Source organism: uncultured Actinomyces sp., from assembly GCF_963526355.1.
Lineage (GTDB): Bacteria > Actinomycetota > Actinomycetes > Actinomycetales > Actinomycetaceae > Actinomyces.
In genome coordinates this window covers 1-21,594 of sequence record NZ_CAUROW010000027.1, presented here as the reverse complement: position 1 = coordinate 21,594, position 21,594 = coordinate 1, and the positions used below count along the sequence as shown (strand labels likewise).

Annotated in this window: 22 protein-coding genes; 11 read left to right on the top strand and 11 right to left on the bottom strand. The window is 69.6% G+C overall.

The genetic code is table 11. The features are described from left to right. Positions 1-46 precede the first annotated feature (46 nt). The 3 genes from rbfA (at position 47) to RWR81_RS07485 (ending at position 2,066) form a co-directional block, all read left to right on the top strand. Complete coding sequence (gene rbfA, locus RWR81_RS07495) at positions 47-541, top strand: 30S ribosome-binding factor RbfA (protein ID WP_003786016.1); 495 nt, start codon at positions 47-49, stop codon at positions 539-541. Beyond that, the gene (gene truB, locus RWR81_RS07490) at positions 538-1,689 is read left to right on the top strand and encodes a tRNA pseudouridine(55) synthase TruB (protein WP_314456441.1); all 1,152 of its coding nucleotides are present in this window, start codon (positions 538-540) and stop codon (positions 1,687-1,689) included. The genes rbfA and truB overlap by 4 nt, the downstream gene beginning before the upstream one ends. A gap of 74 nt (positions 1,690-1,763) precedes the next feature. Continuing rightward, positions 1,764-2,066: a hypothetical protein gene (locus tag RWR81_RS07485; protein WP_314456439.1), complete on the top strand. Its 303-nt coding sequence runs from the start codon at positions 1,764-1,766 to the stop codon at positions 2,064-2,066. An 11-nt stretch (positions 2,067-2,077) separates the two neighbouring features. Here the strand turns inward: RWR81_RS07485 and RWR81_RS07480 are convergent, their stop codons facing one another. Further along, positions 2,078-2,884 (bottom strand): ABC transporter ATP-binding protein, encoded by an 807-nt coding sequence (locus tag RWR81_RS07480; protein WP_314456437.1) that lies wholly within the window; start codon positions 2,882-2,884, stop codon positions 2,078-2,080. Between the two features lie 10 nt (positions 2,885-2,894). After that, the gene (locus RWR81_RS07475; protein WP_314456435.1) at positions 2,895-5,222 is read right to left on the bottom strand and encodes an FtsX-like permease family protein; all 2,328 of its coding nucleotides are present in this window, start codon (positions 5,220-5,222) and stop codon (positions 2,895-2,897) included. A gap of 406 nt (positions 5,223-5,628) precedes the next feature. Here RWR81_RS07475 and RWR81_RS07470 point away from each other — a divergent pair, with 406 nt between their 5' ends. After that, a complete protein-coding gene (locus tag RWR81_RS07470; protein WP_314456433.1) occupies positions 5,629-6,654 on the top strand; it encodes a bifunctional riboflavin kinase/FAD synthetase in 1,026 nt (341 codons plus the stop codon). A gap of 230 nt (positions 6,655-6,884) precedes the next feature. Further along, positions 6,885-7,154 carry a 30S ribosomal protein S15 gene (rpsO, locus tag RWR81_RS07465; protein WP_009232134.1) on the top strand — a complete coding sequence of 90 codons (270 nt, stop codon included), beginning with the start codon at positions 6,885-6,887 and terminating at the stop codon, positions 7,152-7,154. 85 nt (positions 7,155-7,239) lie between these two features. Here rpsO and fucO read toward each other — a convergent pair whose 3' ends face one another. Then, on the bottom strand, positions 7,240-8,391 hold the full coding sequence (fucO, locus tag RWR81_RS07460) for a lactaldehyde reductase (RefSeq protein WP_314456431.1): 1,152 nt from the start codon (positions 8,389-8,391) through the stop codon (positions 7,240-7,242). A gap of 405 nt (positions 8,392-8,796) precedes the next feature. Here fucO and RWR81_RS07455 point away from each other — a divergent pair, with 405 nt between their 5' ends. Continuing rightward, complete coding sequence (locus RWR81_RS07455; RefSeq protein ID WP_314456429.1) at positions 8,797-11,169, top strand: polyribonucleotide nucleotidyltransferase; 2,373 nt, start codon at positions 8,797-8,799, stop codon at positions 11,167-11,169. 167 nt (positions 11,170-11,336) lie between these two features. Next, positions 11,337-12,770, top strand: coding sequence for a M16 family metallopeptidase (locus RWR81_RS07450; RefSeq protein WP_399498193.1), 1,434 nt, complete (start codon positions 11,337-11,339; stop codon positions 12,768-12,770). Between the two features lie 47 nt (positions 12,771-12,817). On the opposite strand, the gene RWR81_RS07445 is transcribed toward RWR81_RS07450, so the two are convergent. After that, positions 12,818-13,720 (bottom strand): oxidoreductase, encoded by a 903-nt coding sequence (locus RWR81_RS07445; protein ID WP_314456427.1) that lies wholly within the window; start codon positions 13,718-13,720, stop codon positions 12,818-12,820. Positions 13,721-13,842: 122 nt separating this feature from the next. Here RWR81_RS07445 and RWR81_RS07440 point away from each other — a divergent pair, with 122 nt between their 5' ends. Beyond that, on the top strand, positions 13,843-14,472 hold the full coding sequence (locus RWR81_RS07440; RefSeq protein WP_314456425.1) for a TetR family transcriptional regulator: 630 nt from the start codon (positions 13,843-13,845) through the stop codon (positions 14,470-14,472). 72 nt (positions 14,473-14,544) lie between these two features. Here the strand turns inward: RWR81_RS07440 and RWR81_RS07435 are convergent, their stop codons facing one another. The 5 genes from RWR81_RS07435 to RWR81_RS07415 all read right to left on the bottom strand — a co-directional run bounded on the left by RWR81_RS07435 (position 14,545) and on the right by RWR81_RS07415 (position 17,332). After that, positions 14,545-14,790: a hypothetical protein gene (locus RWR81_RS07435; RefSeq protein WP_314456423.1), complete on the bottom strand. Its 246-nt coding sequence runs from the start codon at positions 14,788-14,790 to the stop codon at positions 14,545-14,547. Positions 14,791-15,232: 442 nt separating this feature from the next. Next, positions 15,233-15,616, bottom strand: coding sequence for a hypothetical protein (locus tag RWR81_RS07430; protein WP_314456422.1), 384 nt, complete (start codon positions 15,614-15,616; stop codon positions 15,233-15,235). A 208-nt stretch (positions 15,617-15,824) separates the two neighbouring features. Next, positions 15,825-16,367 carry a PadR family transcriptional regulator gene (locus RWR81_RS07425; protein ID WP_314456420.1) on the bottom strand — a complete coding sequence of 181 codons (543 nt, stop codon included), beginning with the start codon at positions 16,365-16,367 and terminating at the stop codon, positions 15,825-15,827. A gap of 75 nt (positions 16,368-16,442) precedes the next feature. Then, positions 16,443-16,922, bottom strand: coding sequence for a hypothetical protein (locus RWR81_RS07420; protein ID WP_314456418.1), 480 nt, complete (start codon positions 16,920-16,922; stop codon positions 16,443-16,445). A 5-nt stretch (positions 16,923-16,927) separates the two neighbouring features. Beyond that, positions 16,928-17,332 (bottom strand): hypothetical protein, encoded by a 405-nt coding sequence (locus RWR81_RS07415; protein ID WP_314456417.1) that lies wholly within the window; start codon positions 17,330-17,332, stop codon positions 16,928-16,930. Between RWR81_RS07415 and dapB the strand changes: the two genes are divergently transcribed. Continuing rightward, the gene (gene dapB / locus RWR81_RS07410) at positions 17,331-18,083 is read left to right on the top strand and encodes a 4-hydroxy-tetrahydrodipicolinate reductase (protein ID WP_314456415.1); all 753 of its coding nucleotides are present in this window, start codon (positions 17,331-17,333) and stop codon (positions 18,081-18,083) included. The genes RWR81_RS07415 and dapB overlap by 2 nt on opposite strands. A gap of 41 nt (positions 18,084-18,124) precedes the next feature. Here dapB and RWR81_RS07405 read toward each other — a convergent pair whose 3' ends face one another. Beyond that, positions 18,125-18,859 carry a GNAT family N-acetyltransferase gene (locus RWR81_RS07405; RefSeq protein ID WP_314456413.1) on the bottom strand — a complete coding sequence of 245 codons (735 nt, stop codon included), beginning with the start codon at positions 18,857-18,859 and terminating at the stop codon, positions 18,125-18,127. 119 nt (positions 18,860-18,978) lie between these two features. Here RWR81_RS07405 and dapA point away from each other — a divergent pair, with 119 nt between their 5' ends. Together dapA and RWR81_RS07395 are read left to right on the top strand one after the other, a co-directional pair. Further along, positions 18,979-19,875: a 4-hydroxy-tetrahydrodipicolinate synthase gene (gene dapA, locus RWR81_RS07400; RefSeq protein WP_314456412.1), complete on the top strand. Its 897-nt coding sequence runs from the start codon at positions 18,979-18,981 to the stop codon at positions 19,873-19,875. 22 nt (positions 19,876-19,897) lie between these two features. Further along, on the top strand, positions 19,898-20,344 hold the full coding sequence (locus RWR81_RS07395; RefSeq protein WP_314456410.1) for a pyrimidine dimer DNA glycosylase/endonuclease V: 447 nt from the start codon (positions 19,898-19,900) through the stop codon (positions 20,342-20,344). A gap of 40 nt (positions 20,345-20,384) precedes the next feature. Here RWR81_RS07395 and RWR81_RS07390 read toward each other — a convergent pair. Continuing rightward, the coding region (locus RWR81_RS07390; RefSeq protein ID WP_314456408.1) for an AMP-binding protein at positions 20,385-21,594 on the bottom strand (1,210 nt) is incomplete at its 5' end.

Sequence of the window (21,594 nt, the reverse complement as noted above, 5' to 3'; positions counted from 1 at the left end):
ACCCGGGCCTCACAGACCCGGCCCCCGCACGTGAAGGAGCCCCGCTATGGCCGACGCCGCCCGCGCCCGCAAGGTCGCCGACCGCATTCATGAGACCGTCGCCCGCCTCCTTCAGGGGCGTATCAAGGATCCGCGCCTGGGCTTCGTCACCGTCACCGACGTCCGTGTCACCGGCGACCTGCAGCAGGCGACCATCTTCTACACCGTCTACGGCAGCGACGAGGAGCGCGAGGAGACGGCCAAGGCACTGCGCTCGGCCAAGGGCCTCATCCGCTCAGAGGTCGGCAAGGCCCTGGGGATCCGTCTCACCCCGTCCCTGACCTTCCAGCTCGACGCCCTGCCCACGACCGCCAAGACCCTCGAGGACGCCCTGGCTCAGGCCCGCGTGCGCGACGCCCAGATCGCCAAGGCCGCCGAGGGCGCCACCTATGCGGGAGAGGCCGACCCCTACCGCCACGACGACGAGGACACGGGCGAGACCGACGAGGATGATGAGCAGACGGCCGATCAGGGGCCGGCTCGGGACGCAGAGGGCCTGTGAGCGTCTCCGATCAGGCCGAGCCGGTGGAGCGGGCCGGTGGCGATAACGACCACCACCGTGCGCGTCGGCGCCGCCCCGACGTCCCTCGCGGAGCCGTCCCAGCCTCCGACGGGATCCTCCTGGTGGACAAGCCCCAGGGGCTGACCAGCCACGACGTCGTCGGTGCGACTCGGCGCCTGGCCGCCACCCGCAAGGTGGGCCACGCCGGAACCCTCGACCCCATGGCCACCGGTCTGCTGGTCCTGGGCGTCGGGCGTGCCACACGCTTCCTCACCTACCTGGTGGGAGCGGACAAGACCTACGCGGCCACCATCCGCCTCGGGATGGAGACCACCACCGAGGACGCCGAGGGCGAGGTCACCACGGCTCACGGCTGCCGTATCGACGACCTGCCCGAGGATCGTCTGCAGGAGGCTCTGTCGGGTCTGACCGGAGTGATTCAGCAGGTGCCCAGCGCCGTCTCGGCCATCAAGGTCGACGGCGTGCGCGCCTATAAACGGGTCCGCGACGGCCAGGACGTCGAGTTGGAGGCCAGGCCCGTCACCATCCACGACCTGCGCCCGGTGGGTGAGCCCCGTCAGGCCGGTGTCGACCTCGCCGGTGCTGCGGCAGGGGGAGTCTCAACGGGTGCCGAGGCGGACGGAGCCGAGGGTGAGGTCCAGGTCGTGGATCTCGATGTCGTGGTCTCTTGCTCGTCGGGCACTTACGTGCGCGCCCTGGCTCGGGACCTGGGGCGGGCCCTGGGGTGCGGTGCGCACCTGATCGCGCTGCGGCGTACCGGTGTCGGCCCCTTCGATGTTGGTCGGGCCCACACCCTGACGGCGCTGTCCGAGCAGGTCGAGGCCGACGCCGCCACCCCTGATCCGCGTGGAGCCGCCACAGTCCCGTTGGAGGAGGTGGCCCGGCGCTGCTTCGAGCAGCTGGCCCTCACAGGAGAGGAGGCTCGCGCACTGCGCTACGGCCAACCGCTCGACGCCGCGGTCCTGGAGCGGACCGAGGCGCCCGAGGGCCGGCTGGGGACAGTGGTCTCCAAGGAGATCTCCAAGCAGCGCGTTGTGGCCGGATTCGCCCCCGACGGACGGCTCGTGGCACTGTTGAGGCATCAAGGCTCGCGTGCGCGTCCGGTGCTGGTCCTCGACCCGGCCTGAGACGGGCTCGGAGTCGAGCCGCCGGCTCGTCCGGTGTGAGCAGACATGATGAGTGCCTTTTCTGAGGAGACATGATGAGCCAGAGCAGTGGGTGCAGTTGCGGATGCGGCGGTCACGGCAAGCAGAGCGAGCGGGACGAGCGGGCGACCGCTCCCGCGGTCGCCCAGCCCCTGGGCGAGGGCTACCGGCACCAGCCCGTGCAGACCTCCCCGGAGGACGTGGATGCCGTCGCAGTCGCCACAGCGGTGACGACTGCGCTGGGGGCGGCGGCCCCGCAGGGCGTCACCCCGGGACACAAGGCCGGCAACCTGCTGGGCCTGCGTGACGTCTCCGCGTCCGCCTCCAACGGCGGCGGTTGTGGCTGTGGCGGCCACTGAGCCCGCTGCCGTCACACGCTGCGGCGTTGGAGGGCCTCGGTGACCGTGACCAGGCGTGAGGGCGCCTCCGTCTCCTGGTAACGACCCAGAGAGAGGTCCTCCTCGATCCGGCCGTCCACGAGTACCAGGACCCGATCGGCCCGGGCGGCCACCTGGGCGTCATGGGTGACCATGACGAGGGTCGTCCCTGAGGCGTGCACCTCGCCGAGCAGGTCGAGGATCTGCAGTGCCGTCGCCGAGTTGAGCGCCCCCGTGGGTTCGTCGGCGAAGACGATCCCGGGGGTGTTGATCAGCGCCCTGCAGATGCCTGCCCGCTGGAGCTGGCCGCCGGAGACCTCGGTGGCGCCGCTGGCGGCCAGCTCGGCGATCCCCATGCGCTTCATGAGCTCCTGTCCTCGCGCCGTGACCTCGGCACGTGGGCGCAGCCCTGCCAGGAACCCGGGTAGGACGATGTTGTCCAACAGGCACAGAGTCGTCATGAGATGCGCCTGCTGGAAGACGAAACCGAAGCGCGTCAGCCGCAGCGCCGCCAGCTCCTTCTCGCTCAGGGTGGTCATCTCGGTGTCTCCCAGGAGCACTGAGCCGTCGGTGGGGCGGTCCATTCCGCTCAGGCAGTGCAGAAGCGTCGACTTCCCGGACCCGGAGGGGCCCATGATGGCGACGAACTGCCCTTGCTCGATGTCCAGATCCAGGTCCGTCAGAACGGGGCTCTGGTAGCTCTTCGACAGACCCCGGGCACGCAGGGCGGGACCTGTGGCCTCGGCCGGTGTCGTGCCCGCAGTGTCCGGGCGGGCGTTGGTGGGGATCGAGGTGCTCATCGTTTCTCTCTCATTCGCCGGTGGTCAGAGTCGTGGACAGGGGCATGGTGCGTAGGCGCCTGAGTCCCAGGGCGACTGCGCCGATGACGGTAGCCAGTAGCGCGCCCGGCAGGACCAGTCCCACTAGCCACAGGTTGGGTAGAAGCTGAAGATCGGGTGCTCCGCGAGAGGACATGACCGCCCCGATCGCGGAGCCTCCCAATGTGAAGGTGCCCAGGAGCCCCAGGGCGATACCGGTCAGGGCCAGGACGCCGAAACGGATGAGGTACTGGCGGGCGACGGCGCCCCTGGTGCAGCCCAGCGCCAGGAGAACCCCCAGCTGAGGCCTTTCCCTCGACACGATCAGGACGGTGAACAGGACGGTGATGAGGAAGGACAGTCCCAGTGCGATGGCGCAGGCCATCATGGTGATGCGGTGAACCTGGGAGCCGGTGGCCCCGAAGAACTGGGAGGCGTACTCGTTCATGCCGATCGCCTGGATGCCCGGGTACTTCTCGTTCAGGTCACGGGCGAAGGCGCTGGCCTGGTCCGTGGAGTGGGCATCGGCGTAGATGATCTGCCACAGCGCCGGGGCACCGTCGTCGAAGGTGGCCTTGGCGGTCTTCCCGTTGTTGGTGATGTCCTGGTAGACGCCCGTGACCGTGAGTTCCTTGTTCCCGTCGGCGGTCTGCACGGTGACCGTGGATCCCTCCTTGGCTGCCGTGGCCTCGGCCTGGCTGTAGGACAGGGAGACCTCCTCGTCTGTGGTGGGACCGCGCCCGGAGATGTACTTCATGGGGAAGGCCTCATGGTTCCCGATATCGATGATCACCGGCTCCCAGCCGCCTCCGCTCGCGGACATCTTGTAGCTGCGGCGCAGTATCGTGGTGTGCCGGGTGACACGGGGGTCGGAGTCGACCGCCTCCTCGACGGTGGCCAGGTCCTGGACCCCGGTGCGCACGTCGATGCGCAGATCCGCCTGGCCGGCTCCCAGGTAGGTGGCGACCTGCGGATCGCTCAGCGTCGTGGAGACGTTCATCGGCAGTACCATGGTGGCGGTGCACAGCGCCAGGACGCCGAGCAGCAGCGCGTTGGATGGGCGCAGCGCCTCGCGTGCGCCGAGCCATACCTGGACCGGAAGACGACGCATGCCGCTGAGCCTCCACCGCTGGCGTCGCGGGCGCAGAGAGGCGCTGGTGCCGCTGCGCAGGGCCTCGATCGCCGAGATGCGCCCGATGCGTCGCAGGGACAGCCACGTGAAGCCGACGATGACCGCGGCCAGAACCAGCACCGCGAGAATGGGGATCCCCACGCTCCCGATGGTCCTGGGCGGTGTGCCCAGGTAGAGGGTCGTGGGGGCCTCCAGCTGTGCCGCCAGGGGCTGGCCCGCCACGTAGCCAACGATTGCGCCCACCGCTGACAGGGCCAGGTACTTGAGTACGTAGAGGCGGCGTATCCGGCTCTGAGGCGCTCCGATGGCCTTGAGCACGGCGATCTGAGCCAGATCCGCCTCGATGGCCGCCAGCACCGTGTAGCGCAGGGCGAGCATGGCGACCACGGCCAGCACGATCGCCACCACGAGGGCCACGGCCACAATGAGCATGGTGTTCAGGGAATTCGCTAGCTCCATCATCGAGGCATTGAGGTCCTGGCCGTTGCTGGGCAGGCCCGCCTCCTTGTAGCTGTTGATGACGGCTCCGGAGCGGGCGCCGTCTGCCAGGATGAACTCGATGAGGTACTCGGGCTCGGCGATCTGCTGCTCCAGGGTGGAGAAGTCCTCGGATGAGATCACCAGTCGCTTGGATGGGATCATGGCGGCATTCATCTGCGCGTCCCTGGCGAAGCCCACCACCTTCAGCGTCATCGGCTTGCCGGAGGTGCTCACGGTGACGGTGTCGCCGACGTCGACGTTGGCGTCCTCGATCGCCCGGTAGTGGACCGGCAGAACCACTTCCCCCGGTCCCGGGTCCACGGGGTTGCCCTGATCGTCGAGCAGCAGGTCGAAGCTCTTGGGGGAGGTGACGAAGGCGGGCTCGTTGTAGGACTCGCTCTGGTTGCGGCCGTTGATCGTGAGTTCTTGGCGCGGTACAGGCAGGGTCTTGATCACCTGGTGGTCGGCGATGTCGCTGCGTGCCGCGGCCCACTGGTCGATGGCCTCGAAGTCCACCGTCCCGGTGTGCATCTGGACCAGATCCGGCAGCTTGGCCTGTGTGGACAGCCGACTCGTCGCGGCAAGGCTGTCCACGACCATTGAGGTGCCGGCCGACATCAGCGTGGCCGCCAGCGCGATGAGGGCGGTCAGTGTGGTGGCGACGACGGCGCCACGCGCTAAGTCGGCCTTGAGTAGTCGCGTCAGCATGGGTCAGAGGTCTCCTTAGTCGTCCAGTTCGGTCTTGTTTCAGCCCTCGAGTGCAGTTCCGAGCACCAACCGACCGACGGTCGGTATTGAGAATAGACTGACGGTCGAGAAAGCGTCAAGGAGGTGAATTGTGGAAGAATTTCTGAGATGTCTGAGTGAAGCGGTGGCGTTAGCTGTGTCCGACTCATCTGACTTGCTCGGGCGTGCATGGTGGTCCATGGACGGATCTGCTCTCCCCACCAGCTGCTCGCCTGGAACGAGACGAGGTCGCGCGCCATGGCATGGCCGTGGCAGGGTTGTCCCGCACGAGCAGCCGTCCCCGCCCCGTGTGTGTCGGTGGGGAGCGTGTGGACAGGGATGCAGGCAGGGGTGCGGCGCGCCCCGCGAGAAGACGAGGGCAGGGGCAGTGGAGGTTTGGTACGGCGCCGAGCAGGTGCCAAGGAGCCTGAGCGCACCGGGTGGAGTGGGCACCGTGGTCACCATGGGAATCTTCGACGGCGTCCACCGCGGACACCAGGCGGTTCTGGGGCGCGTCGTCGAGTTCTCACGCGACCTTGCCGGTGACGGTGAGCGCCCCTTGGCCGTGGCGGTCACCTTCGATCCTCACCCCCGCAGCGTCCACCAGCCAGAGGTGGACCTGCCCCTCATTGCCTCCTTGACCGACCGCCTGGCCTCGTTGAGGGACCTCGGCCTCGATGCGGTCCTGGTCATCACCTACACTCTCGACTTCGCCTCCCAGGGCCCGCAGGAATTCGTCCGCACCTGGCTGGAGGGACTGCTCGGCGCCCGGGCAGTCGTCGTCGGGGACGATGTGCGCTTCGGATGCCATAACTCAGGGGATGCCACCACCTTGGAGCAGATCGGCCGCACTGACGGCTTCGAGGTGGAGATCGTCTCCAAGATCGGCTCGGACGAGGGGCGGCGTTGGTCGTCGACCTGGATCCGCCAGTGCCTCAAGGACGGAGACATGAGGCGAGCCAGCCAGGTTCTGGGTCGCCCCCATCGACTGCGCGGGGTCGTTGTGCGGGGCCTGGGGCGTGGGCGCGAGCTCGGTTTCCCCACCGCCAACCTGGAGGCGGCCACTGCCGGCGTCGTGCCGCCCGACGGTGTCTATGCCGGCTGGCTGGTACGTGGCGGCGGCACGGACGAGGAGGGGCAGCGGCTGCCCGCCGCCATCTCGATCGGCACCAACCCCACATTCGATGACGTCCCGCAGCGCACGGTCGAGGCTCACGTGCTGGGTCGCGCCGATCTCAACCTGTACGACGAGGAGGTCGGGGTCGAGCTCGTCGAGCGCCTGCGCCCCATGCTCGCCTTCGACGGACTGGGCCCGTTGCTGGTCCAGATGCGTGCCGATATTGAGGACACCGCCCGGATCCTGGACGTCCCGGTTCCCGAGCCGATCCGTCCCGAGGACGTTACCGCGCATTAGCAGTGGCTCGGCCGCTGAGCCGGGGTGCCTGCTCGATGCCGGGGCAGCGCCGTCGTGCGCCGGTTCTTCTGCCTCGGATGCCCAGGAATTGTGCCGGTTCACACAGCCTCCGGTGTGATCGGAGGGATACGGCGCTGGTAGGGTTGACGGGCCGTCGATCGGCCACGGATGCCTCATGCCCGGGAGAACCTGCCCCGGCGCTCCGTGCAACGAGACCCGAAGGAGTCCGCATGTCGGTTACCCCCGAGCGCAAGCAAGAGATCATCGCCGAGTACGCCACCCACGAGGGTGACACGGGCTCCCCGGAGGTCCAGGTCGCCATCCTCACCGAGCGCATCTCCAACCTCACCGAGCACTTCAAGGGCCACACCCACGACCACCACTCGCGTCGCGGCCTCTACCTGCTCATCGGTAAGCGCCGCCGCCTGCTCGACTACCTCATGAAGGAAGACATCGAGCGCTACCGTGCTCTCATCGCCCGCCTCGGCATCCGCCGCTGAGCGCGCTGACAGCCTCGAGCCATGTGGCCCGGTCCCCAGGAGGGGGCTGGGCCGCATCGCGTTCAAGGGGGCGCTTCGCCCGTCCTCAGAGCAGCGAGGTGTAGAGCGCCTTGATGTCCTCGCGAGTTGCGGGTCGTGGGTTGCCCGGTGTGCACACGTCGGCGAAGGCGTCATCAGTCAGGGCCTCGATGCCGTCGGCCCCCACCCCGACCTCGGAGATCCGCGTGGGGTTGCCCAGGTCCCGCGTCAGCTGGGCCACTGCCTCCACGGCCGCTGCACGGGCCTCCTCGAGCGGCATCGTCCGGGCGCCCTCGACCCCGAAGGCCTCGGCGATGTCGCGGTACTTCTCCCCGGTGTGCTCAGCGTTGAAGGCCATGACCGGTGCCAGGAGGATCCCGTTGGCCACCCCGTGCGGGGCGTTGTAGCGCCCGCCCAGCGGGTGGGCCATTCCGTGGACCAGGCCGAGCCCGACGTTGGAGTAGGCCATGCCGTTGATGTAGGCGGCCAGGCCCATCTGCTCGACGGCGTCGGCGTCCCCGTCGGCAGCGGCCCGCAGATTAGCCGCGATCATCTGGATGGAGCGCAGGCACAGGGCGTCGGAGAGCTCCCACGCACCTGGTGTGATGTATCCCTCGATGGCGTGGGTGAGAGCATCCAGCCCGGTGGCGACCTTGAGCGAGCGGGGCATGCCGTCCATGAGGTCGGGGTCCACGATGGCCAGGACCGGGATGTCGTGGGGGTCGACACACACGAACTTGCGCTGCTTGGCGGTGTCGGTGATGACGTAGTTGATGGTGGTCTCGCTGGCCGTCCCCGCCGTCGTGGGCACGCCGATGATCGGCACGCCCGGGCGAGTGGTGGGGGATAGGCCCTCCAGGCTCAGCACGTCCTCGAAGTCGGGGTTGGTCGCGATGACCGAGATCGCCTTGCACGTGTCCTGGGGCGAGCCCCCGCCCAGGCCGATGAGCACCTCGGCGCCCGAGGCGCGGAAGGCTGCCAGACCGGCCTGGACCTTCTCGATCGGCGGATTGGGGGCGACGTCGGAGAAGACCTCCCAGCCGATGCCGGCCTCGTCGAGCAGGTCGGTGATGCGGGCCGCGGTGCCGTTGTCGGCCAGGACCGGGTCGGTGACGATGAAGGCCTTGGTCAGGCCCCGGCGGGCGATCTCGGGGGCGATATGGGCGATCGCGCCCCTGCCGAAGTAGCCGGTCTGGTTGAAGATCATGCGGTGGGTCATCGTTGACGCTCCTGAAGAGAGATGAAGACAGAGACTCTGCTTCTGTCATTGCCTTGTACTTTGCCACGGTGGAGCAGGTGTGATCCAGAATCGGGGGTCCTGCGCGTCTCATCTCACGTGGCGCCCGGCGGTGCTCATCGGCATCATGAGGCCGCGCACGATAGAATCTGCGCGGCTGCGCCCTTGGTGCGTTCCCGGTGTGAGCGCCGGTGAGAAGCACGAGGACCGCAGTCCGGCCTCCGGGAAGAGACCCGGAGAGCGGCCGGCCCCGTCGGTTTTCGGTGGTGGCCTCCGGAACCGCACCCACGCCGTCGGATCGGGGAGATCTGCGCGTGGCAGGACTCGGCTCCGTGGGCCTCGATCGAAGGCCACGGACCGGCATGACGATCGCGAGAAAGAGACTTCATGTTCATTGATGACCCCGAGGTCACCGCTGCCGAGGCAGTGATCGACAACGGCTCCTTCGGCAAGCGCGTGGTGCGCTTCGAGACGGGCCGCCTGGCCAAGCAGGCCGCCGGAAGCGCCATGGCCTACCTCGACGGCGAGACCGTCGTCCTGTCCGCCACCACCGTGGGCAAGCACCCCAAGGACCAGTTCGACTTCTTCCCCCTGACCGTGGACGTCGAGGAGCGCCAGTACGCCGCCGGCCGCATCCCCGGCTCCTTCTTCCGCCGCGAGGGCCGCGCCGGCACCGCCGCCATCCTGGCCTGCCGCCTCATCGACCGCCCGCTTCGTCCCTCCTTCGTCAAGGGCCTGCGCAACGAGGTCCAGGTCGTCGAGACCGTCCTGGCCATCCACCCCGACGACGACTACGACGTCCTGGCCATCAACGCCGCCTCGATGTCCACCCAGATCGCCGGCCTGCCCTTCTCCGGGCCTGTGGCCGGCACCCGCCTGGCCCTCATCGACGGGCACTGGGTGGCCTTCCCCCGCTACTCCGAGCAGCAGCGCGCCACCTTCCAGATGGTCGTGGCCGGCCGTGTCCTGGAGTCCGGCGACGTCGCCATCATGATGGTCGAGGCCGGCGCCACCGAGCACTCCTGGGAGCTCATCAACGCCGGGGCCGTGGCCCCCACCGAGGCCGTCGTCGCCGAGGGCCTGGAGGCCGCCAAGCCTCACATCAAGGCCCTGTGCGAGGCCCAGCTCGAGGTCGCCCGGCACGCCTCGAAGCCCACCGCCGAGTTCCCCCTCTACCTGGACTACTCCGACGAGCAGTACGACGCCGTCGAGAAGGCGGCCGAGGCCCACGGTCTGGCCGGGGCCATCGCCACCGAGGGCAAGCAGGCCCGCGACCTGGCCACCGACGCCGTGCGCGACGAGGTCCTGGCCGAGCTCGCCGAGTCCTTCCCCGCCGAGGAGGACACCAAGGCCCTCAAGGCCGCCTTCCGCTCCGTGACCAAGAAGCTCGTGCGCCACCGCACCCTCACCGAGGGCGTGCGCATGGACGGGCGCGGCCTGAAGGACATCCGCACCCTGGCCGCCGAGGTCGAGGTCCTGCCCCGCGTGCACGGCTCGGCCATCTTCGAGCGCGGCGAGACCCAGATCCTGGGCGTGACGACCCTCAACATGCTGCGCATGGAGCAGCAGGTGGACGACCTCTCCCCGGTCACCCACAAGCGCTACATGCACAACTACAACTTCCCGCCCTTCTCCACCGGCGAGACCGGCCGCGTGGGCGCCCCCAAGCGCCGCGAGATCGGCCACGGAAACCTGGCCGAGCGGGCCCTCGTGCCCGTCCTGCCCGCCCGCGAGGACTTCCCCTACGCGATCCGCCAGGTCTCCGAGGCCCTGGGCTCCAACGGCTCGACCTCCATGGGCTCGGTGTGCGCCTCCACCCTGTCCCTGCTCAACGCCGGTGTGCCGCTGCGCGCGCCCGTGGCCGGTATCGCCATGGGCCTTATGCACGAGGTCATCGACGGCGAGACCAAGTGGGCCACCCTCACCGACATCCTCGGCTCCGAGGACGCCTTCGGGGACATGGACTTCAAGGTCGCCGGAACCCGTGACTTCATCACGGCCCTCCAGCTGGACACCAAGCTCGACGGCCTGCCCTCCGAGGTGCTGGCCGGCGCGCTCGGCCAGGCCCGTGACGCCCGCCTGTTCATCCTCGACGTCCTGGCCCAGGCCATCGACGCCCCCGACGAGATGGCCCCCACGGCCCCGCGCGTCCTGGCCGTGCGCATCCCGGTGGACAAGATCGGTGAGGTCATCGGCCCCAAGGGCAAGATGATCAACCAGATCCAGGAGGACACCGGAGCGGACCTCACGGTCGAGGACGACGGCACCGTCTACATCGGCGCCTCCGACGGCCCCTCCGCCGAGGCGGCCCGGGACGCCGTCAACGCCATCGCCAACCCGCAGATGCCCGAGATCGGCGAGCGCTTCGTGGGCACCGTGGTCAAGACCACGACCTTCGGCGCCTTCGTCTCGCTGACCCCCGGGAAGGACGGCCTGCTTCACATCTCCCAGATCCGCAGGCTCGTCGGCGGCAAGCGCGTGGAGAACGTCGAGGACGTCCTGAACGTAGGTGACAAGGTCCAGGTCGAGCTGGCTGAGATCGACCAGCGTGGCAAGCTGAGCCTGCACGCGGTCCTCACCGACGAGCAGCTCGCCGCCGAGGCCGAGGGCGAGGCCGCCCGCAAGGCCACCCGTGACAACGGTCCGCGTCGCGAGCGCGAGGGCCGTGAGAGCAGGGACGGTGACGGTGAGCAGCCCCGCCGTGAGCGCCGCCCGCGCCGGCGTCGCATGCGCAGCACCGACTCCTCCGAGGAGGAGTGAGGCCCGCTCTCCGGTGTTAGCCGGCTGACGCATGTCTGAGGTGTCCCCGCTCGGTCCGCTGGGCCGGGCGGGGACACCGTCGTCGGGGCGGCGCGTTCGCTGCGCGCGGCAGAGCGTGGTGGGCTGCGGAAACGACATTGGGCCCACCTCCCCGCTAGTCTTCGCGGGTGACCAACCCAGACACGCGAGCCGACTCAGCCCGGCCGGCGACCTTCACGTCCTCGGCAGCCACCTCCGTGAACCTGACGACAGGGGAGCCCCTGCGCCCGACCGACTACACCGAGGAGGAGCTCAGGCGCGGGCGGCCCGGCCGTGACGGCACCGAGCTCACCCTGCACGACGACGGGGCACTCACCCGCCGCTCCGTCCTGCCCGGTGGGGTGCGGGTCATCACCGAGTCCGTGCCGGGGCTGCGCTCGGCCTCGATCGGCATGTGGTTCGGCGTCGGGAGCCGCGACGAGGCGCCCGGCCAGGAGGGCTCCACCCACTTCCTGGAGCACCTCCTGTTCAAGGGCACTGCCACGCGCGACGCCCATGGTATCGCTGAGGCCTTCGACATGATCGGCGGGGAGTCCAACGCCGCCACCTCCAAGGAGCACACCTCCTACTACGCCCGTGTGCTCGCCCCCGACGGTATGGCGGCCCTCGACGTGCTCGCCGACATGGTGACCTCCTCCCTCCTGGAGCCGAGCGACGTCGAGACCGAGCGCGGCGTCATCGTCTCCGAGCTGGCCGACGCCGCCGACGATCCCGCCGACGTCGCCCAGGAGGCCTTCGCCCGTGCCGCCTTCGGTGAGGACACGCCGTTGGGCCGACCCATCGGCGGCACCAACGAGACCGTCACCGCGGTTCCACGCGACGCCGTGTGGGAGCACTACAGGCGCACCTACGCCTCCGACACCCTCGTGGTGGCCGCCGCCGGCGCCGTCGACCACGACGAGGTCTGTGAGCGGGTCCTGGCCGACCTGGCCGCGGCCGGCTGGGACGCCTCACCCGACGCCGTCCCGCGCGAGCGCCGCTTCGAGATCGAGCCCTTCACGGCACTGGACGTCCACGACATCACCGTCCCGCGTGAGAGCGAGCAGACTCACCTGTACCTGACCTGCCAAGGCATCGCCGTGCGCGACGAGCGGCGCTGGGCCATGAGCGTGCTCACCACCATCCTGGGCGGTGGCATGTCCTCGCGCCTGTTCCAGGAGGTGCGCGAGAAGCGGGGCCTGGCCTACACCACCTACGCCTTCGACACCTCCTACGCCGGTGCCGGCGCCTTCGGGCTCTACGCGGGTTGCGCCCCCGGCGACGTCGACGAGGTGTGCGCCGTCATGATCAGCGAGTTCGAGAAGCTCGCCGAGCACGGCGTCACCGAGCGGGAGATGATGCGCGCCCGCGGCCAGCTGCGCGGGGCCATGGTGCTCGGGGGAGAGGACTCCCTGGCGCGCATGGGTCGTCTGGGGCGGGCCGAGGTCGTCACCGGGCGCCTGCGCTCCATGGAGGACAACCTGCGCCGCCTGGAGGCCGTCACCCCCGAGGAGGTCCGGGAGATGGCCGCCTGGCTGGTGGAGCACAAGCGCGCCCGCATCCTCGTGGGCCCGGTCGACTGATGGCAGCTGACAACCGATGGGGCCGACAGGCTCGTGTGTGCCTCCGGTCAGCGACGGAAGCCGAAGGCGGCACCGATGAGCTGGTCGAAGGCGCGGTCGGGCAGGACCCGGCGTGCGGCGATGAGCGGCTTGGCCATGAAGCCCACGGCGTAACGGGTCCGGGGATGACGGGCGGTGACGATCTTTCCGACGGTGCGGGCGATGACCTCCGGCGGGGAGTAGCGCCGCCGGTTCGAGTCGCTGCGCATGGCTCCGGCCACGGCCCTGATCTGATCGGCGTAGGCGCTGCCCTCGGCCGTGGCCTCCAGGTGGTCGGCGGCGATCGATGCCCACTCGGTGCGGATGCCGCCGGGCTCGACCACGACGACGTCGATCCCGAAGGGACGCAACTCCATACGCAGGGCATCGCTCAGCGCCTCGACGGCGTACTTGGTGGCGTGGTACCAGCCGCCCAGCGGTGTGGTCAGCTTCCCGCCCATGGAGGAGATGTTGATGATGGTGCCCGAGCCCTGGGTGCGCATGTGCGGGGTGATGAGCTGGGTGAGGCGGGCCAGCCCGAAGACGTTGACCTCGAACTGGCGGTGGGCCTCGTCGATCGGGACGTCCTCGATGGCCCCGTAGGAGCCGTAGCCGGCGTTGTTGACCAGGACGTCGATGCGTCCGGTCTCCTCCAGGATGCGGTTCACGCCGGCGGTCATGGAGGCGTCGTCGGTGACGTCCATGGCCAGCGGGCGGATGTCGTCGGCGGTCAGTGCCCGAAGGCGGTCGGTGCGGCGGGCCGCTCCGTAGACGATGTAGCCCAGTGCCTGGAGCTTGCGGGCGGTGTCCTCGCCGATGCCGGAGGAGGCGCCGGTGACGAGCGCGGTGCGGGTCGTGCCGTGGTCTGCGGTGTTCTCCGAAGAGCTCTCGGTGGAGGTCGTGGGGGCCTGGGCGGGCGTGGTGGTGGTCATCGTCTGAGGTGTCCTCTCGTTAACATGAATCGTCGTTCAGGTAATATCATGAATATAGATTCATGTTTGTGCAAGTGAGATGCTCGGCACGGTATCGGGCAGGCCTGAGGGAAGGGAGAAGGATGGCTCGGGTTACCCATGACGCGGTTGAGCGGACCGGGACGGTGACGGAGGTGAGCGGCACGACCTCGGAGCGCTCGTCAAGGCGTGCCGACGCGGTGCGCAACCGGACCGCCATCTTGAAGGCCGCCAAGCAGTTGGTCACCGAGAAGGGCACGGAGGTCGCCATGGGGGAGATCTCGCGCGCGGCCGGCGTCGCCGTAGGAACGCTCTACCGGCACTTTCCCAACAAGGCGGACCTGCTTGCGGCGGTCGTCAATGAGTACGTCGAGGCCCTGGCCGATGACGCTCAAGGCGCCTGGGAGCGCGTCGAGGCCGGCCGGTCCGACGCCGCCCAGGAGCTCCTGGGCTTCCTGGAACGGGCCCTGGAGATGATCTCCCGGAGCCATGCCGTCAAGACTGTTGCTCGGGCGCTGGGGGTGGAGGTGGAGTGCGCCGAGCCGGAGAATCGCGCCATCGAGGCGTTGGGGCGCCTCATCGAGGAGGGGCGGGCGAGCGGCCGGCTGCGACGAGACCTCACCGTCTCCGACCTCTACGTCCTCATGGTCTTCTACCCCGGCGACGGCTCCGCCGAGGTCCGTCGGCGTTGGCTCGAGCTCATCCGCCCCGGTCTGCTGGGGCACGGCGGGTAAGACGGCCCCCGCGGTGGACGGGTGAGTCGCTAGATGAGTAAGTCCAGGGGGTGGGGTGGTGGTCGTAGGGGGTTAAGGATCGTAGGACAGGCGCGCTGTGAGGCTGTTGTGCCAGATAGCGGCTGTCAGGGCCCAGCCCACTGGAAGACCGTGGGTGGTGCACACCAGGTGCAGGCGCAGGCCCCAGAAGAAGCGTGAGCGGGAGGCGCAGTACCCGTACTGGGCCCTTCCCGCCAGGGCTGAGCGCATCACGGTGGGTCGGGAGCGGGCGCACTCGATAGGGGTGGAGTCGACCAGCCAGCCAGGCGGTGTCGTCATGGACGCGCGAACCTTGACGCAGGGCGGCGCACACCCAGGTCATGGTGGCAGTCAGTGAGTGGACGCGCTTGTTGTAGCCCGACTGGCCTGGTACCCGGGGGAACATGGCGCGCAGGTTGGTAGGTTGGTATCCGTCCTGAGGTGGCGTATCCAGCGGGTCTCACTGGTGTAGCCCAGCAGTGCCTGCACCACCGCCAGGGTGATGATCTCGGCGTCGCTGGTCACCGCAGCGATACCGACCCGTGGGCGTGGTGGCAGGACCTCGGGATGGTCCTTTATCGGCAGTGTTCGATGCTCCGATCGAGGAGATCTTCAGCCCAGACCCCGACGACCTCAGCCTCGTTCGCACAGACTGACCACACGCGCCCTCGACCCACAAGACGCCGAACGCCTCGATTCATCTGGATGGACCCCCATACAGGAGGCCACTACGAGCACACCGTTATCCTCCGCCCAGGGCGATGACGAGCGTTGCTGCTGCCAGCAGGAGGCTGGTCGGTGCCATCGTCCAGCGTTCGGCGGGGCTGCGCGAGAGCGCGTTGAGCGCCACGCTCGCGGCGAAGAACGCGAACACCACCCAGGTCAAGACGATCACCGCTGTACTGTCTCCGTCCGGGAGGACACCCGCACGGCTGAGCAGCAGGGCCGCCAACCCCGCGTACACCAGCACCGACGCCGCACTGGCGATGCGGAGCCCGCGCGGCAGAACGCGGTGCTGGCCGCCCCACCCGAAACGACCTAAGGGGAGGCCCGACGCGGCGAGGATCTGCATGACGGCGAGCGCCGCCAGCAGCGCGAGCGCGACGACAAGAGCGATGGCGGTCATGCGGTTTCCTCTCGTCGAGCCTCTGCATTGCGAGCACATGCGCGCCGATGCCGTGGTCCAGGGGTGCCCGCCGTCGTGCTCCTGTACCGCTTGACCAGGTGCCGGGCATCGACAGCCAGAGGTGGAGTCGCGGTATCCATCATTCGCTCCTCAGATCGTGGGCCGTGCTCGGCCGGGTACGTGCTGGTAGGGCTCTTCCTGGTCGCGGTCACTCCTGAGAGTTCTCGGTCGGCTCGGCGAGTCCGAGCAGCTGGCGCGTCTCGCGCAGCCACTCCCGTTCGGCCTCGGCGTGGATCAGGCCATTGCGCAGGGTCGCCGTGTGCAACAGCCCCGTCAGGTCATCGGAGCTGGTCGAGAGCGAGGACAACGTGGTCAACGTCTCGTTCATCTGACGCTCCCGCTCATCGAGGATCCTCTCCACCCCTTCCCGGCCGATCAGGGCGGCAAAGAACAGCCGGGCGAGGAACGGCTCCTTGGGAAGGTCCTCCTCCACCGGAGACGACAGCCAGTCGGTCAGCTCCGCGCGTCCGGTGTCGGTCAGGGAGTGCACCTTGCGGTCGGGCTTGCCGTCCTGTCGCACCACCTCTGTCGTGATCGCCCCCGCCCCGCTCAGCCGGTCCAGCGTCCGATAGATCTGCGACCGGTCGGCGTGCCAGAAGTGCGACACCGAACCTGCGAACGCACGCGCCAGGTCGTAACCACTCGCGGAACGGATCGACAGCAGCCCGAGGATCGCGTGCTTCAACTCCATGCTACATAGTCTACCGCACACCTAGATGACTATGCACCTTTGAGTTCGGAATCTACGAGCACGCTGGTGCTGCGATCACCTGTCCAGGGACGGCCCGCCATAGCGCGGGCCGCGGGCTTGAGTCAGGGCGCGCGAGGATTGGAGCTGGCGGTGACGTTCCTCGACAGCGCGGTCGGTGGCATCGCGCTGCGTCTGCTCGATGGCACGGGACTGCTTGATGCGTCGAAGTGCCTCGGTGGGGGTGAGTGCGCGTAACGCCTCGATTTCGGCGTGGGCTCGGTTTGCTGTGCGGGTCGCGTCCTCAACGTTCCGATGCGGGCGGGCGTCGAGGTGGGCGGCCTGGTTCTTCGCCACCGCATCCGTGCCGAAGATGCGGGCATACATGCGCAGGCGCGGCAGGTCGTCGGGTTCCAGCGCCTTGCGCACGGCTTTCGCAGCGGCCTGTTGCTGCGCGGTCGCTTCGACCACGCGCGAGTCGGCGTCGATCCGGGGGCGGGTGACGCGCTCGACCCACGATGCGCCGTCCTCGTTCCACCGGGGCGGCTCACCCCACATGGTCGTCAGTCGCCGCTCGGCGTCGCGGGCGAGAGCCTGCGCGGTACGGTGCGTCGGGCGTGGCGGGCGATGACGGCGGGGATGCTCAGCAGGCGCAGGGTCCTGGGCTCCCACTGTCGGGCCGGGGTGCGGGCAAGCGCCAGTGTCTGGCAGAAGGCGAGGATGTCGCAGGCCAGGGCAGTGCTCAGCACGAGGAAGAGGGTGGGTGGGAGCCGCACCGCGGGCCAGCAGTCGGCATAGGCACAGTCAACAAGGTCGCCACGGCGGTCTGTCACCTGTAGCTTAACGATGAGCAGCAGGGAGCCCGCCGTGACGGCGAGCACGCGCCCGATGCGGCACAACCACACTCCCAGGCCGGGCGCTGCCCCCTCATCGTGTCCTGTGGCGCCACCCGGATAGGCTAGCGCCATGACCATCCGTGTTGCAGTGACAGGCGCCGCCGGGCGCATGGGATCGACCGTCTGCCAGGCGGTCCAGGACGCCGAGGGCCTCGATCTCGTGGCCCGCCTGGACGTGGGCGACCCCCTCGACGCCGAGCACCTGGCCGGCGCCGAGGTCGCCGTCGATTTCACCGTCCCCAGCGTCACCGAGGCCAATGTCCACGCCCTCCTCGATGCCGGGGTGGACGTCGTCGTCGGTACCACTGGCTGGAACGAGGAGTCCTACGGGCGCGTCCGTGAGCACCTGGCCCGCCCTGAGGCCGCGGGCCGCAGCGTCCTCATCGCCCCGAACTTCGCCCTGTCCGCCGTGCTGGCCATGAGCCTGGCCGCCAAGGCCGCCCCCTACTTCGAGTCCGCCGAGGTCATCGAGCTCCACCACCCGAATAAGGTCGACGCGCCCTCGGGCACCGCGGTCGCCACCGCCCAGGGCATTGCCGCCGCCCGCGCCGAGGCGGGCCTGGGTGCCATGCCGGATGCCACCCAGACCGATCCCGACGGCGCTCGCGGGGCGCTCGTCGACGGCGTCCACGTCCACGCCGTGCGCCTGCGGGGGCTGACCGCCCACGAGGAGGTCGTGCTCGGCAACCCCGGCGAGCAGCTGACGATCCGCACCGACTCCTTCGACCGGGTCTCCTTCATGCCCGGCGTGGTCCTCGCCGTGCGGCAGGTCTCCAACCGGCCCGGCCTGACCATCGGACTGGACGCCCTGCTCGACCTCTGAAACGGGAGGCCGTCGGGATACCTGGGGCGGCGGGCGCGGCCTTATAGCGACGCCGCCCAGCAGTCCTCGGTGATGCCCTCGCCGACGCCGAGCACCCGGTGGGCCCCGGTAGGGGCCATGCCGACCGAGGCCAGGAGCCGGCTCACTGACTCGTCCCCACGCACCGCCCAGGCCACCAGTGCCTTGGCGCCATCCTGCCGGGCCAGGTCCACGGCCGCGGCCAGGAGCCTGGAACCGTGTCCCCGGCGCTGGCTGTCGGGTTCCACCCCGAGGGCCGTGACCTCGACGGCATGCACACCGGTCTCATCAACGTGGCCCTCGGCGTCCATGGACTGGGTGGGGGCCAGGCCCAGCAGACCCACCACCGTCCTGTCCGTGGAATCACCCCCGGTGGTGGTTGCCACCAGGACGTGGTGCTCGGGCGAGGGCGGCTCAGCTACCGCCGTCTCCCAGCCCGCCGCGATGACCGGCGCTGCGATCATCGCCCGCACACCCTCGGGCAGCGGCGCGCCGTGCTCGGCGGCGTGCCCCGCCTTCAGGGAGGCCAGCATGGTGGCGGCCTGGACCCGCCCGATCGCCGTCAGGTCCTCCACCCGGGCAGGGCGCACGAAGCCCCCTGCTATCTGGGGACCGTCGTGGTCATGCGGGTCGTGAGCGCCGTGGGAGTGCTGGTGCGGTGCGCGCGCGTCCAGGTCGGGGTTGAGCCCCGCCAGCGGATCGGCGTTCAAGAACGAGTCGTCCGTGCCGCCGTAGGGTGATGAGGGCGAGGAGGTCATGCCCCCGAGCCTAAGGGATGGGCCTGCCGGGTCCCTGGGCATGCCCGGCAACGCCGTCGGCTATGCGACAGATCGTGAGAACGCATCTTCCACCGCCCGGCGCGCGTTAGGGTGGCGCCATGAGCGCAGCCCCCTCCCGCAGTTTCGGTTCCGTCGGCGTCGCCATGGTCACCCCCTTCAAGCCCAGTGGAGAGGTGGACTTCGACGCCGCCCGCGCCCTGGCAGTCAGCCTGGTCGACGACGGCGCCGACCTGATCCTCCTATCGGGTACCACCGGTGAGTCCCCGACCACCCACACCCCCGAGAAGCAGGAGCTGATCCGCCAGGTTAAGGACGCCCTGGCCGGACGCGCCATGATCATGGCCGGTGCCGGCTCCAACGACACCGCCCACGCCGTGCGCATCGGCGTGGCCTCCCAGGAGGCCGGCGCCGAGGGCCTGCTCATCAACGCCCCCTACTACAACCGCCCCAGCCAGGAGGGCGTCTACCAGCACATCAACGCCGTTGTCGAAGCCACCGACCTGCCCGTCATGGTCTACGACATCCCCGGGCGCACCGGCGTGAGGATCACCGAGGACACACTGGCCCGCCTGGCCGAGAACCCCCGCGTCAAGGCCGTCAAGGACGCCACCGGCGACGTTGAGCAGGGCTTCAGGCGCATGGAGTCCACCGGCCTGGATTACTACTCCGGCGACGACGGCCTCAACTTCGCCTGGCTCACCCACGGCGCCTCCGGCGTCATCTCCGTGGCCGCCCACGCCGACGCCCACTCCTGGCGCCAGATGATCGCCGCGGTCGACGCCGGCGACCTGGCCAGCGCCCGCACCCTCGCCCGGAGCCTGCGCCCCCTGGTCCACGCCATCATGGGCGGCGGGCAGGGAGCCGTCATGGCCAAGGAGGCCCTACACCTTCAGGGACGCCTGCCCAGCCCCGCCCTGCGCCTGCCCCTGGTGCGCGCCGAGGAGGCCGAGGTCGCCGCCCTGCGCGAGGTCCTGGCCGCCTCCGGGCTGCTCTGAGAACCGGCAGGGCGGGCCCGCCATGCGCATGTGGTCGTTGCACCCGCGACACCTGGACCGTGCGGGCCTGGTGGCCTGCTGGCGCGAGTCACTGCTGGCCCAGGCGGTCCTGGCCGGACGCACCCGGGGTTACCGCAACCACCCCCAGCTCGACCGTTTCCGTGCCGTCCCCGATCCGCTCACTCCCGCGGTGGCGGTGGGCGCTTACCTGTGGGGGCTGCGCGAGGAGGCCGTCCGGCGCGGCTACCGTTTCGACGCCACCCGCATCGACGTGCCCGAGGCGGAGTGCGCCGGCGTCAGCCTGACGGTCACCGAGGGGCAGATGGACCTGGAGCGCAGACACCTTCAGGCCAAACTGGTCGGGCGCGCCCCTGAGCTCCTGCCCCTGCCGGAGAGGCTTGAAGCGCACCCGATCTTCCGGGTGGTCCCCGGCGACGTCGAGCCCTGGGAGCGGGCGCTGACCCCATAAGCCTCAAGGCGGGCTCAGAGGTGACCTCTATCGCAGCCGATCAGTCGTCTCCCGCGGTTCTTTCGAGCACCCTCTCGCGCACGACACGGCGCAGGATCTTGCCGATCTGGGAGCGCGGCATCTCCTCAATGACCTCCAGGCGGTGCGGCAGCGCGTAACGCGGGACCGTCCGTTCGGCGTGCTCCCGCACCGCCTCCAGGGTCACCGACCCCGGCGCGGTCCCCTCCGCGAGAACCACGGCGGCGCACACGAGCTCTCCCCGGGTGCCGTCGGGCAGCCCCACCACGGCGACGTCGGCCACGCCCTCCAGGGAGCGGATCGCCGCCTCGACCTGGCTGGGGTAGACGTTGAAGCCGCCGGTGAGGATCAGCTCGCGCTTGCGGTCGGCCATCCACAGGAAGGAGTCCTCCCTGCGCACGATGTCGCCCGTACGCAGCCACCCGCCCGGCAGCATCGCGGCCTGCGTGGCCGCCTCGTCCTCCCAGTAGCCGGCGAAGACTTGCGGGCCGCGCACCAGCAGCTCGCCCGGCTCGCCGTCGGGAACCTCCCGGTCGGGGTCAGGGGCCTCGGGGTCCACGACGCGCACGTCCGTGGAGGGGAAGGGCAGTCCCAGCGCGCCCAGTCGGCGCGAAGGCCCCATGGGCGTGCCCGCGACGATCGGACTCGTCTCAGTCATGCCGTAGCCCTCGACGAAGAAGCCGCCGGTCGCCTTCTCCCACCGGGCCCCGACCTCCAGCGGCATCGGGGCCGCCCCGCACACCCCGTAGCGCAGGGTGCCAAGGCTCGTGCCCCGCTTCTGGGCGCCGTCGAGGATCCGCTCGAACATGACCGGCACACCGACGAAGAAGGTGAAGGGGCGCCGCTGGTGCGCGGCGAGCACCTGATCCACCGAGAACTTGGGCAGCATCACCTGGGTGGCGGCCTTCTGCACCGCGCAGAAGAGGTTGAAGGTCAGCCCGAAGGCGTGGAAGAAGGGCAGCAGGCACAGGAAGTTCTCCCCGCCCTCGTGCAGCATCGGCACCCAGGCGATGGCCTGGTTGGTGTTGGCCCGCAGATTGGTGTGCGTGAGCATCGCCGCCTTGGGGGTGCCGGTCGTCCCGCCGGTGTGCAGCAGGACCGCGACGTCGGAACCGACCGGGTAGGGGAAGCGCGAGGGGATCCGATGAGCGCCGGCCACCTCCTTGTCCCAGGAGCGCACACCCGCAGGCAGGCTCTGGGCCCGGAAGGCGGCCCGCTGCCGGCGGGCCCGC